The organism is Erwinia pyri (assembly GCF_030758455.1).
GTDB classification, from domain to species: Bacteria; Pseudomonadota; Gammaproteobacteria; order Enterobacterales; family Enterobacteriaceae; genus Erwinia; species Erwinia pyri.
Genome location: NZ_CP132353.1, coordinates 1,535,794 through 1,548,744, shown reverse-complemented (window position 1 = coordinate 1,548,744; position 12,951 = coordinate 1,535,794). Strand labels below are relative to the sequence as shown.

Here is a 12,951-nt window from a genome sequence, read left to right as displayed (position 1 = left end):
CTTCCGCCCCTGATTTTCCTGGCGAGCTGAAGGAATTACACCGCGCGGAAGGCGATATCGTCAGGGATCACTTCGCCCTGCCAGTAAAGTTGCGCCGCAACAGCGCCCGCCAGCTGGCGGTAGATGGCGGTAAACTCGCTCTCGGGACGGCGCACCACCGTAGGCTGACCATCGTCCAAATCCTCCCGCAGCGTGATGTGCAGCGGCAGCTGGCTTAACAGACGCGTATGATATTGCTCAGCCAGCTTTTCTGCCCCGCCGCTGCCGAAAATGGCTTCGTGATGCCCACAGTTGCTGCAGATATGCATGCTCATGTTTTCCACCACGCCCAGCACCGGCACGTTAACTTTCTCAAACATCACGATGCCTTTGCGGGCGTCAGCCAGCGCGATATCCTGCGGTGTGGTGACCACGATAGCGCCAGTAACCGGCACGTTTTGCGCCAGCGTAAGCTGAATATCTCCCGTACCCGGCGGCATATCCAGTACCAGATAATCGAGATCGGGCCACAGCGTTTCGTTCAGCAGCTGCATCAGCGCTTTACTGGCCATCGGCCCGCGCCAGACCATGGCGTTATCCTCGGTAACCAGATAGCCGATGGAGTTGGTTGCCAGCCCGTGCGACATAATAGGGGCCATATGCTTACCGTCGGGTGAGGAGGGCCGCTCATCACGGGTTCCCAGCATGTCCGGAATGGAGGGGCCGTAGATGTCCGCATCCAGCAGCCCAACCTTCGCGCCCTCTGCCGCCAGCGCCAGCGCCATATTCACCGCCGTGCTGGATTTGCCTACCCCGCCTTTGCCGGAGCTGACCGCAATGATGTTCTTCACGCCGCTGGCACCGGGATGATTCTTCACCCTTTTCAGCGTGGCGATGTCGTGACTCAGCCGCCAGCTGATAGCGGTGGCTTGTGTCAGGCGCAGCAGTTCCGCGCTGGCCGCCTCTTTCAGGGCTTCAAACCCGCTGTGCCAGGCAAACGGCATCACCAGGTCAATGTGCAGGGTGTTATCCATCAGCGCGCAGTGATGCATCGCCTTCAGCGTCGTCAGATTATGCTGCAGCGTCGGGTGTTCAAAAGTGGTCAAAACGCCCATCACCATCGCGCGCAGCGCTTCCGGTGAATGGTGACCCTGGGAGTGTAAGCTCATCCCGGCTCCTTGTTTTTGTGGTGGTTCTTATCCACAAGCATACCAGATGTGGCCGGAGGTAAAGGCGACAGACGTTAAAAAACGGCGGCGCGACCGCGGGATTGTTTACGCAGACACGCCACTCGGTTACCATCTATGCCCCCTTTTAAAACAGGTATGGCAAGTTTTCCTATGACTCAAGTCGCGAAAAAAATATTGGTAACGTGCGCTCTGCCGTACGCCAACGGTTCCATTCATCTCGGCCACATGCTCGAGCATATCCAGGCAGATATTTGGGTCCGTTACCAGCGAATGCGCGGCAATCAGGTTTACTTCATCTGTGCGGACGATGCGCACGGTACGCCAATCATGCTGAAGGCTCAGCAGTTGGGTATTGCTCCCGAGCAGATGATTGCCGAAATGAGTCAGGAACATCAGACCGATTTTGCCGGCTTTAATATCAGCTACGACAACTATCACTCAACGCACAGCGATGAGAACCGTGAGCTGTCTGAGCTTATCTATACCCGCCTTAAAGAGAACGGTTTTATCAAAAACCGCACCATCTCTCAGCTCTACGATCCGGAAAAAGGGATGTTCCTGCCGGACCGTTTTGTCAAAGGCACCTGTCCGAAATGCAAATCGCCCGATCAGTATGGCGATAACTGCGAAGTGTGCGGCGCGACCTACAGCCCGACCGAGCTGATCAACCCGCAATCCGTGGTTTCTGGCGCGACGCCGGAGATGCGTGACTCTGAGCACTTCTTCTTCGATCTGCCGGAGTTCAGCGAAATGCTGAAGGCCTGGACCCGCTCCGGCGCGCTTCAGGAGCAGGTAGCGAATAAAATGCAGGAGTGGTTCGAATCTGGCCTGCAGCAGTGGGATATTTCCCGCGATGCGCCTTACTTCGGCTTTGAAATCCCTGGTGCGCCGGGCAAATACTTCTACGTCTGGCTCGATGCGCCTATCGGCTACATGGGATCGTTCAAGAACCTGTGCGACAAGCGCGGTGATATCGATTTCGATGCTTTCTGGCAGAAAGATTCGGATGCCGATCTTTATCACTTTATCGGCAAAGATATCGTCTATTTCCACAGCCTGTTCTGGCCAGCGATGCTGGAAGGCAGTAACTTCCGTAAGCCAACCAACCTGTTTGTGCACGGTTATGTCACGGTGAACGGCGCGAAGATGTCCAAATCTCGCGGCACTTTCATTAAAGCCAGCACCTGGCTGCAGCACCTGGATGCGGACAGCCTGCGTTACTACTACGCCGCCAAGCTCTCTTCACGCATTGATGATATCGACCTTAACCTGGAAGATTTCGTCCAGCGCGTGAATGCCGACATCGTGAACAAAGTGGTTAACCTTGCCTCGCGCAACGCCGGTTTTATCAACAAGCGTTTTGATGGCAAGCTCTCTGCTGAACTGGCCGATCCGGCGCTCTACAAAACCTTCACCGACGCGGCAGAGAGCATTGGCGAAGCGTGGAGCAGCCGTGAGTTTGGTCGCGCCGTACGTGAAATCATGGCGCTGGCCGACGTGGCGAACCGCTACGTTGACGAGCAGGCACCGTGGGTGGTGGCGAAGCAGGAGGGGCGCGATGCTGATCTGCAGGCTATCTGCTCAATGGGCATTAACATGTTCCGCGTGCTGATGACCTGGCTGAAGCCTGTACTGCCTTCGCTGACCGAACGGACGGAAGCATTCCTGAACGCAGAGCTGAGCTGGGACAGCATTCAGCAGCCGCTGCTGGACCACAACATCTCCGCCTTTAAAGCGCTCTACAGCCGTGTAGAGATGGATAAGGTCAACGCCCTGATCGAAGCATCAAAAGAAGATGCGGCAGCGGCGACCCAGCCTGCGGCCGTTACCCCGGCTAAAGCGGCCAGCAAGCCTGCGGCCAGCGCCGCTGTAGAAGCTGTGGCTGAGACCATCAACTTTGATGACTTTGCCAAAGTGGATATGCGCGTGGCGCTGATCAAAACCGCCGAGCTGGTGGAGGGGTCTGACAAGTTGCTGCGTCTGGTACTGGATATGGGCGGCGATGAAACGCGTCAGATCTTCTCCGGTATCCGGGCAGCCTATCCGGATCCTTCCGTGCTGGAAGGCCGCATGACGGTCGTGGTGGCAAACCTTGCGCCGCGTAAGATGCGCTTTGGCGTCTCAGAAGGCATGGTGCTTTCAGCCGGTCCTGGTGGGGAAGATCTGTTTATCCTCGGTGCCGACAGCGGCGCTCAGCCGGGTATGCAGGTTAAATAACCTTTTACCTTTAGCGGCAGTAGCAAAATCAGGGGCGAAGATAATTCGCCCCTTTTTTATTGCCGCCCCGGCGGGCAGTGTGACCCGTAGCACGTTTTCTCGTTTCGTCGTATGATTAACGTTCTTAAAACCAGGAGCTTATCATGCGCAGCGTGCTCTCCGTGGGCGGACAATATCTTCGCGCCTTCCTCATTCTCTATCTCTGCCTCTATGCCGGGACCGGCGTTGCAGCCCTGCTTCCGGTGACTATCCCCGGCAGCATACTTGGCATGCTTATCCTGTTCGGCTTACTCGCTCTGCAAATCCTGCCTGTTGAGTGGGTGAAGCCCGGAAGCACCCTGCTGATCCGCTATATGGGCCTGCTGTTTGTGCCGATCAGCGTCGGGATTATGAGCTATACCGATATTCTCAGCGCACAGTTTGGCCCGATTGTGGTCTCCTGCGTGCTGAGCACCTTTATTGTGCTGATCACCGTTGGGCTGGCCTCCCACAAATTGCACAGCCGGCCGCTGAAAAAACCAGGAGCCGTGGATGAGTGATATCTGGTGGTCACTGCCGCTGACGATGGTGGTATTTTTTGCGGCCCGCATGCTGGCCGCAAAGGTTAAGATCTCGCTGGTCAACCCCTTGCTGGTTTCAATGGCGGTAATTATCCCGCTGCTGCTGCTTATCCAGATGCCTTACGCACGCTATTTCCAGGGAAGCTCGCTGCTTAATCACCTCCTTCAGCCTTCTGTGGTGGCGCTGGCGATCCCGCTTTACGAACAGATGCACCAAATCCGCGCGCGCTGGAAAGCGATTATCGGCGTCTGTTTTATGGGCAGCATGACGGCGATGATCTCCGGTACGGCCATTGCGCTCTGGATGGGAGCGACGCCGCAGATTGCCGCCACCATTATGCCTAAATCGGTGACCACGCCGATTGCCATGGCTGTCTCCGGCACGCTGGGAGGCATTCCGGCCATCAGCGCCATTTGTGTGCTGATCGCAGGCGTACTGGGCGCAGTGTTTGGCCACATGGTCCTCAACCTGCTGAAAATTACCGGCAAACCGTCGCGGGGTTTAGCCATTGGTAACGCTTCTCACGCGCTGGGAACTGCCCGCTGTGCCGAACTGGATTACCAGGAAGGGGCATACAGCTCGCTGGCGCTGGTGATCTGCGGGATCATTACTTCCCTGCTGGCACCCTTTATGTTTCCGCTGCTGATGCACCTCTGGGGCTAAAATTTGCGATGGATCGCGCAATTTGTAATTCACTTTCATTAATTGCATTGCTTGTGTGATTTCAATCACATATAACTCTTCGACAGCCCGCTACACTCAGCGGCCGTTTATGCGAAAGAGGCTTATTATGCACCCACGTTTTCACGCTGCGTTTGCCACGCTGCCTTCAGCTCTGCAGAGCGCCCTGCAGCCCATTCTCTCTTCAGCCGATTTTCAGGCTTTCCTGACGCCGCTGCAGATTGCCGGGATCAAATCTCTGACCGGGCTTGATGACCAGCAACTGGCGTTTGCCCTGCTGCCGCTGGCTGCGGCCTGCGCCGTAGCGCCGCTGTCGAATTTTAATGTGGGGGCAGTGGCCCGGGGCAGCAGCGGACATCTCTATTTTGGCGCAAATATGGAGTTCACTGGCGCCACCATGCAGCAAACTGTCCATGCAGAGCAGAGCGCGGTTACCCATGCCTGGCTGCGCGGCGAGAAGTCGCTGGAGGCGATTACCGTGAATTACACGCCATGCGGCCACTGCCGTCAGTTTATGAATGAACTGAACAGCGGCACAGCGCTTGGCATCAATCTGCCCGGCCGTGAGCCTGCCACGCTGGCGGATTATCTGCCGGACGCTTTCGGCCCCCGCGATCTGGCTATCGAAACGCTACTGATGGATAAGGTTGATCACGGTTTAGTGATTAAAGGCGATCCGCTGGCTCAGGCCGCGCTTGAGGCTGCCAGCCGGAGCCATGCGCCTTATACGCAGGCCTGGAGCGGCGTGGCGTTACAGGCCGCCGATGGGACGATTTTTGCCGGTCGCTATGCGGAAAACGCCGCCTTTAACCCCAGCCTGCCGCCGCTACAGGCCGCGCTGAATTTGCTCAGCCTCGCAGGGCATGACGTGTTGCAGATCCAGCGCGCCGTGCTGGCAGAGGCGCCGGATGCCAAAGTGATCCAGCGACAGGCCACGCAGGCAACGCTGCAGGCGCTGGGCTGTGCCAATGTCACTACCATTCCTCTGGACTGAACCGCCCCTTAGTCTTCCGACGGTATGATGCAGGCTTCGCCTGCGTCCCCCCGCAAAATCTGAATAAAAATCGCTCCTTTTGTTAACTCCCGTTAACAAAAGCTGTACTTTCAGACTAAATATTTTAGGATTGGCGCACAACGTCACGATCCGAATGAGTATTGATTACATGGAACTCGAATACGAAAGTAAACGACCGCTCTATATCCCTTATGCTGGCCCTATTTTGCTGGAATTCCCCCTGTTAAATAAGGGCAGCGCCTTCTCTGTTGAAGAGCGTAATGAATTTAACCTGCGTGGGCTGCTGCCAGAAACGGTAGAGACGATTGAAGAGCAGGCTAAACGCGCCTGGCGTCAGTTCCAGGATTTCAAAAACGATAACGATAAACACGTCTACCTGCGCAATATCCAGGACACCAACGAAACCCTGTTCTACCGCCTGCTGGATAATCATCTTGAAGAGATGATGCCCATTATCTATACGCCCACCGTCGGCGCAGCCTGCGAGCACTTCTCAGAAATTTACCGTCGTGCCCGTGGCGTATTCATCTCCTATCCGAACCGCGGCAACATTGAAGATATGCTGCAAAACGCCACCAAACAGAACGTGAAGGTGATTGTCGTCACCGACGGCGAGCGTATTCTGGGCCTGGGTGACCAGGGGATCGGCGGCATGGGTATTCCCATCGGCAAACTGTCGCTCTATACCGCCTGTGGCGGCATCAGTCCAGCCTATACGTTGCCAATCGTGCTGGATGTTGGCACCAATAACCAACAGCTGCTGAACGATCCGCTTTACATGGGCTGGCGTCATCCGCGTATTACCGGCGAAGAGTACGATAACTTCGTGCACGAATTTATCCTGGCCGTGAAGAGCCGCTGGCCAAACGTCGTGCTGCAATTTGAAGACTTTGCGCAGAAAAACGCGATGCCGATCCTTGAACGCTATCGTGATGAAGTGTGCTGCTTTAATGATGATATCCAGGGCACCGCAGCGGTGACGCTGGGTACGCTGATTGCCGCCAGCCGTGCCGCCGGCAGCAAAATGAGCGAGCAGAAAGTCGTGTTCCTCGGCGCTGGTTCAGCGGGTTGTGGTATCGCTGAGCAGATCGTCGCCCAGATGAAGTCTGAAGGACTGAGCGATGATGAAGCGCGCGCACGCGTCTTTATGGTCGATCGCTTCGGCCTGCTGACCGACAAGCTGCCAAACCTGCTTAACTTCCAGAGCAGGCTGGTACAGAAAAGCGAAAATCTGGCTGACTGGCAGAGCGGTTCAGACTCTATTTCGCTGCTGGATGTGGTGCGAAACGCCCGTCCGGATATTCTGATTGGCGTCTCCGGCCAGCCAGGCCTGTTCAGCGAAGAGATCATTCGCGAGATGCATAAACACTGCGCGCGTCCTATCGTGATGCCGCTCTCTAACCCTACCTCGCGCGTTGAAGCTACGCCGCAGGACATCATGGCATGGACTGACGGCGCGGCGCTGGTCGCTACCGGCAGCCCCTTCTCACCGGTAATGTGGAAGGAAAAAGTCTACCCTATCGCGCAGTGCAACAACTCTTACATCTTCCCGGGCATCGGGCTGGGCGTGATCGCTTCTGGCGCCACCCGCATCACCGACAGCATGCTGATGGCGGCCAGCCGCGCGCTGGCTGACTGCTCGCCGCTGGTCAACGACGGCGAAGGCCCGGTGCTGCCGGAAGTAAAAGATATTCAGGGCGTCTCGAAAGTGATTGCTATGGCCGTCGGCAAAGCTGCACAGCTCGCTGGCGTGGCGGTGGTCACCTCTGAAGATGTGCTCTCTAAATCTATCTCTGCCAACTTCTGGCTGCCGCAGTACCGTAACTACCGCAGAACCTCTATCTGACGGTAAAGCCGGGTGCAAACCGCACCCGGCTCTCATCCTGAGATTTTCCTGCCGGTTTATCGTGCGAAAACCCAGCAACCGGCACGCTGTCACTTGCTTCACCCCGCCAGCTCAAGTAGCCTTGTTTCACCCTTTTTTAGCAAGTCTGAGCGCTCTCCGGCATGGTAAAACGCTTGATATATGGTCTGATTATCATCTTAACGCTGATGGTGATGACCGCGCTCGGCCTGGATCGCTGGATAAGCCTTAAAACCGCTCCCTTTGTCTATGACAATCTGAAATCATTGCCGCATCGTCAGGTAGGGGTGGTGCTGGGGACTGCGAAATATTATCGCACCGGCGTGATTAATCAGTATTACCTCTACCGTATGCAGGGCGCGCTGAATGCCTATAACAGCGGCAAGGTGAACTATCTGCTGCTGAGCGGCGACAATGCGCTGCAGAGCTATAACGAACCCATGACCATGCGTCGCGATCTGATTGCCGCCGGGGTGGATCCTGCCGATATCGTGCTTGATTATGCCGGTTTTCGTACGCTGGATTCGATAGTGCGGACGCGCAAGGTTTTTGATACCAACGATTTCATCATCATCACGCAGCGTTTCCACTGCGAGCGCGCGCTGTTTATCGCGCTGCATATGGGCATTCAGGCCCAGTGTTATGCGGTGCCTTCGCCTAAAAACATGCTGAATATCCGGGTCAGAGAAGTGGGCGCGCGGCTCGGCGCGCTGGCTGACCTCTACCTGATGAAGCGTGAGCCGCACTTCCTGGGGCCGATGGTGCCTATTCCAGCCCGTCACGAGGTCCCTGACGATGCTCAGAGCTATCCTGCCGTCACGCCAGAGCAGCTGCTCGAATTGCAGCAAAAGCTGGAGCAGGCGCAGAAGCCGGAGAAAACGTCGGCAACGCCTTAATCAGCATTGATGTGCTCGCGACAGTAGCGCTTCTTCCAGGCGGCTGGCGTAGTACCACGCAGCTTACGAAACACGCGTCTGAAGTAGGCCACATCCGTAAACCCGCAAGATTTTGCCACTTCAGCCAGGCTACAGGTATCCGTCAGCATCATCTTCTCCGCTGCGGTGATACGTTGCTGGTGCAGCGCTTCTGTCAGCGTCATGCTGAACATCCGCCGATAAACCCTTCCCAGATAATCAGCGTTGCAGTGCAGCCGTTGCGCTAACTCTGCTGCGCCTGCTGGCCGGTGATAGTGGGTAGCGATCAGCTCCCTGGCTTTCCAGGCGAGTGCGGCCCCCGGTCCGTTAGCCGGATCCTGCTCCGGGCCAGTCCGCGCTATTTCTTGTAATAATAAAATCAGCAATAATTCCAGCGATGGATTCTCTTCCCGGCGTTCCTGCTCATTTAAAAACAGGCGAAATAAAGTCATCACCCGCTCCTGATCTTTTACTTTATTATGCTGGTGAACAGTTAACTGAAATGATGGATTTTCCTGCTGACTATTTAAAATATCGAAGTGTAACCAGTAAAATTTTAATTTCTCTTCAAACACTGAAATACCATGATGCTTTCGATTGGGAAACAAAAGTAAACTTTCGCCCTTGTTCAGCTTAAACACCCTATTTTCTTCCTGTAGGCTCAGCGAGCCGCTGACCACATAAATTAATTCACAGGAGCTGAGCACTCTGGTCGGATGCGTGCCGACGCCACGGGAAATAAAAAGCCCGCCATTCTGCACTTTCAGGGGATAACTGACCGATAACGAAAGCATACTTCACCTTCCCGATTCCACTTCTGACGCCTTACGCTAGCACAGCGGCATCCTGATAAGGCCAGAAAAGCCGCAGGGTTTGATCTGCTTCACATATTAATCAGTAGGTCGGAATTGTCCCGCTTTACTGCCTGTTTGTTCCCTTGTTGCGCCGTGAAAGGCATGCCAGATTATTGGAAAGCTTATTATTCCTGGCCGGAAATAATTCTGCATTTCATTACCCGTGGCACAGTGCCGTTCATTTCTTAGAGCTTTTACATGCGTAAGGAAATATCAGATGCAAACGGACTCTTTACAGAGTGTCGCCGTACAGGACGATGATTTGACCGCGCCTGTTACCGCTAGCGAGAAAATAGGTTACGGTCTGGGTGATGCTGGCGGCACAATTATTACCTGCCTGATTGCCAATTTCCTGACTTTTTTCTATACCGATATTTTTGGATTGACGCCTGCTCTGGTCGGTACCCTATTTATTACGCTGCGGGTGATTGATGCTGTTTCCGATCCGTTAATGGGTCTGGTGGCCGACCGGACCCAAAGCCGCTGGGGTCGTTTCCGTCCGTGGCAACTCTGGGCCGCCTTGCCCATCGGGGTTGCAGGTGTCCTGACCTTTACCGTACCTGACTTGGGTGGCGACGCGAAAGTCGTATGGGCATTTGTCACTTATTTTATGCTGTCGATAGGCTATACGGCGATCAACGTGCCCTACTGCGCCCTGATTAATACCATGACCACCAGCCACCGCGAGGTGATGTCCTGCCAGGCCTGGCGTTTTGTACTGTGTGGTGCGGCGGGCTTTCTGGTTTCGGTCGGTTTGCCATGGTTTGTTGAGCTGTTTGGTAAGGGCAATCTGATCCTTGGTTACCAGAGGGGCGTTGCCCTGGTCTGCACGCTGGCGGTAGTGCTATTCCTCTGGTGCTTCTTCACCGTCCGGGAACGCATACCGCTGGATCTGCTCGGCAAATTCAGCATTCGGGATCACCTGCGCGGCATGGCCAGAAACGATCAGCTGCTGCTGATGTTGCTGATGTCTTTCCTGCTGATCAACGTGTTCAACTTGCGCGGCGGCGGTTATATGTATTTCATCACCTATGTGCTGAAAGGAAGTGCCAGTTATGCCTCCATGTTTTTTGGCATGGTGACGCTGGCCTCGATCCTGGGCGCCATAGTAGTGAATCAGCTGAACAAGAAAATTGACAGCGTGCGGCTTTACCTGATCACCAATCTACTGCTGGCAGCCTTTTCCGTAGCGCTGTGGTTTGTACCTACCGGCGAACAATTTCAGTCGCTGTGGCTGGGGCTGATCTTTGTACATTGCGTAATCTTGGGTTTCACTCTCCCCCTGCACTTTTCACTGATGGCGTTTGCCGATGATTATGGCTTCTGGAAAAACGGCATCCGCTCATCCGGCATCAATTTCGCCTTCAATCTGTTTTTCATCAAGCTTGCCTGGGCGTCGAGCGCCGGGATCATCAGTATCGTGTTTGTGCTGGTGGCCTATCAGGCTGGCCCGGAACACCAGACGCCTGCCACACTGACCGACATCACGCTTTTTGAAACATTGCTGCCTGCGGTACTGCATATCTTGCTGGCTGCCTGCCTGTATTTCTGCAAGCTGAACACCCCTTTGCTGGCGAAGATCTCACAGGATCTGGCGCGCAAGTTATAAATTCTTTGCACTCATTGAGGAGGTCCCGTGCCCCATTCATTACCCAAGCAACCCGAAATACCGCTACAGAACATCACCCTGACCGATAGCTTTTGGCTGGAATATCAGCGGCTGGTAAAAGACGTCGTGGTGCCCTATCAGTGGCTAGCGCTGAACGATAAGGTTGACGATGCCGAACCGAGTCACGCCATTGCCAATTTCCGTTTGGCGGCAGGTAAGGAAGATGGCGAGTTCTACGGCATGGTTTTTCAGGATAGCGATGTGGCGAAGTGGCTGGAGGCGGTCGCTTATCTTTTAGCAAAAAACCCGGACGCGGAGCTGGAAAAAACTGCCGACGAAGTCATTGAACTGGTTGGCGAAGTGCAGCAACCAGATGGTTACCTGAACACCTATTTCACGGTCAAAGCGCCGAAAGATCGCTGGACGAATCTGGCAGAATGCCATGAGCTTTACTGCGCGGGCCACCTGATAGAGGCTGGTGTGGCTTATGCACAAGCCACCGGAAAAACCCGTCTGCTGGATATTGTTTCCAGACTTGCCGATCACATTGCCACGGTTTTTGGCCCGGAAGAGCACCAGCTTCAGGGCTATCCCGGTCATCCAGAAATCGAACTAGCTTTAATGCGCCTTTACGAAGCCACCGGTACCCAACGCTACCTTGAACTGACGCGCTGGTTTGTTGATGCGCGCGGCACGAACCCGCATTACTACGATATCGAATATGCAAAACGAGGCGAGACGTCCTACTGGAACACATACGGCCCGGCGTGGATGGTGAAAGATAAAGCCTACAGCCAGGCGCATTTGCCGGTAGCGCTACAGGAAACGGCAATTGGCCACGCCGTACGATTTGTCTACCTCTATGCAGGCGTTGCCCATCTGGCAAGGATTACACAGGATCAGGAGAAGCGCGAGATTTGTCAGCGGCTGTGGGAAAACATGGCTCAGAAGCAGCTCTATGTCACTGGTGCCATAGGTTCCCAGAGTAGTGGTGAAGCATTTAGCTGCGATTATGATCTGCCTAACGACACCGCGTATACCGAAACCTGTGCTTCAATTGGCCTGATAATGTTCGCTAATCGCATGTTGCAGCTGGAGGCCGACAGCCGCTATGCCGACGTGATGGAACGCGCGCTGTATAACACTGTGCTGGCGGGTATGGCGCTGGATGGCAAACACTTCTTCTACGTTAATCCGCTGGAAGTGCATCCTGAAAGTATCCGCTTTAACCACATTTACGATCATGTTAAACCGGTTCGCCAGCGCTGGTTCGGCTGTGCCTGTTGCCCTCCCAATATTTCGCGCCTGCTTGCCTCTCTCGGCCATTACATTTACGCGCGCCGTGCTGACGGGCTGGACATCAACCTGTATGTGGGGAGCGATGTCGAAACCAGCGTTGGCGGCCATACACTGAAGATAAAACAGAGTGGCGGCTATCCTTGGCAGGGAACCGTACTGGTTGATATCGCCTGTAACCAGCCGCTCAGAGCCACGCTTGGCCTGCGCCTGCCGGACTGGTGCGCCATGCCAGAGCTGACGCTTAATGGCACGCCGCTTGAGATCGGTAAGCGGCAACAAAACGGCTATGTTCGAGTGGATCGGGAGTGGCAGGATGGCGATCGCCTTACGCTGACGTTACCGATGCAGGTCACCCGGGTGAAAGGCAACCCGCTGCTGCGCCATGTAGCGGGCAAAGTGGCTGTCCAGCGTGGCCCGCTGGTGTACTGCCTTGAAGAGGCGGATAACGGTGATGCATTGCATAACCTGCACATTCCGGCGGCAGCCGAATTCCGTACACTTGCAGGAACCGGACTGTTCAAAGGTAAAACCCTGCTGCAGGTTGATGGCTTGCGGGAAGATTCAGCAGACGCGTTACATCAGCCTCTTTATAGTTATAATCCGGCCCCCGCCAGGCTGACGGCTCAGACGTTGACGTTCGTGCCTTACTTCAGCTGGGCAAATCGGGGGGAAGGTGAAATGCGTGTCTGGATTAACGAAGCCTGAATGATAAAACGAACATAAAAAAAGGTCAGGGAGCAAATGCTGCCTGACCTTTTTATATGCTTA

Annotated in this window: 10 protein-coding genes; 8 read left to right on the top strand and 2 right to left on the bottom strand. The window is 55.0% G+C overall.

The features are described from left to right. Positions 1 to 35: 35 nt before the first annotated feature. On the bottom strand, positions 36 to 1,148 hold the full coding sequence (gene apbC, locus Q3V30_RS07180; protein WP_306211774.1) for an iron-sulfur cluster carrier protein ApbC: 1,113 nt from the start codon (positions 1,146 to 1,148) through the stop codon (positions 36 to 38). 171 nt (positions 1,149 to 1,319) lie between these two features. On the opposite strand from apbC, the gene metG reads away from it, so the two are divergent. From metG to sanA, 6 genes are all read left to right on the top strand, one after another. Further along, positions 1,320 to 3,386, top strand: a complete 2,067-nt coding sequence (gene metG / locus Q3V30_RS07175; protein ID WP_306211772.1) for a methionine--tRNA ligase — start codon at positions 1,320 to 1,322, stop codon at positions 3,384 to 3,386. A 143-nt stretch (positions 3,387 to 3,529) separates the two neighbouring features. Further along, positions 3,530 to 3,925 (top strand): CidA/LrgA family protein, encoded by a 396-nt coding sequence (locus Q3V30_RS07170; protein WP_306211770.1) that lies wholly within the window; start codon positions 3,530 to 3,532, stop codon positions 3,923 to 3,925. Further along, complete coding sequence (locus tag Q3V30_RS07165; RefSeq protein WP_306211768.1) at positions 3,918 to 4,610, top strand: CidB/LrgB family autolysis modulator; 693 nt, start codon at positions 3,918 to 3,920, stop codon at positions 4,608 to 4,610. The genes Q3V30_RS07170 and Q3V30_RS07165 overlap by 8 nt, the downstream gene beginning before the upstream one ends. A gap of 127 nt (positions 4,611 to 4,737) precedes the next feature. Further along, complete coding sequence (cdd, locus tag Q3V30_RS07160) at positions 4,738 to 5,622, top strand: cytidine deaminase (protein ID WP_306211766.1); 885 nt, start codon at positions 4,738 to 4,740, stop codon at positions 5,620 to 5,622. Between the two features lie 169 nt (positions 5,623 to 5,791). Then, a complete protein-coding gene (locus Q3V30_RS07155; protein ID WP_306211764.1) occupies positions 5,792 to 7,489 on the top strand; it encodes an NAD-dependent malic enzyme in 1,698 nt (565 codons plus the stop codon). Positions 7,490 to 7,650: 161 nt separating this feature from the next. Continuing rightward, positions 7,651 to 8,403: an outer membrane permeability protein SanA gene (sanA, locus tag Q3V30_RS07150; RefSeq protein ID WP_306211762.1), complete on the top strand. Its 753-nt coding sequence runs from the start codon at positions 7,651 to 7,653 to the stop codon at positions 8,401 to 8,403. Here the strand turns inward: sanA and Q3V30_RS07145 are convergent. Then, on the bottom strand, positions 8,400 to 9,215 hold the full coding sequence (locus tag Q3V30_RS07145; RefSeq protein WP_306211760.1) for an AraC family transcriptional regulator: 816 nt from the start codon (positions 9,213 to 9,215) through the stop codon (positions 8,400 to 8,402). The genes sanA and Q3V30_RS07145 overlap by 4 nt on opposite strands. A gap of 277 nt (positions 9,216 to 9,492) precedes the next feature. Here Q3V30_RS07145 and Q3V30_RS07140 point away from each other — a divergent pair, with 277 nt between their 5' ends. Both Q3V30_RS07140 and Q3V30_RS07135 read left to right on the top strand, forming a co-directional pair. Beyond that, the gene (locus Q3V30_RS07140) at positions 9,493 to 10,884 is read left to right on the top strand and encodes an MFS transporter (protein ID WP_306211758.1); all 1,392 of its coding nucleotides are present in this window, start codon (positions 9,493 to 9,495) and stop codon (positions 10,882 to 10,884) included. Between the two features lie 27 nt (positions 10,885 to 10,911). Further along, the gene (locus tag Q3V30_RS07135) at positions 10,912 to 12,888 is read left to right on the top strand and encodes a glycoside hydrolase family 127 protein (protein ID WP_306211756.1); all 1,977 of its coding nucleotides are present in this window, start codon (positions 10,912 to 10,914) and stop codon (positions 12,886 to 12,888) included. The last annotated feature ends 63 nt before the right edge of the window (positions 12,889 to 12,951 follow it).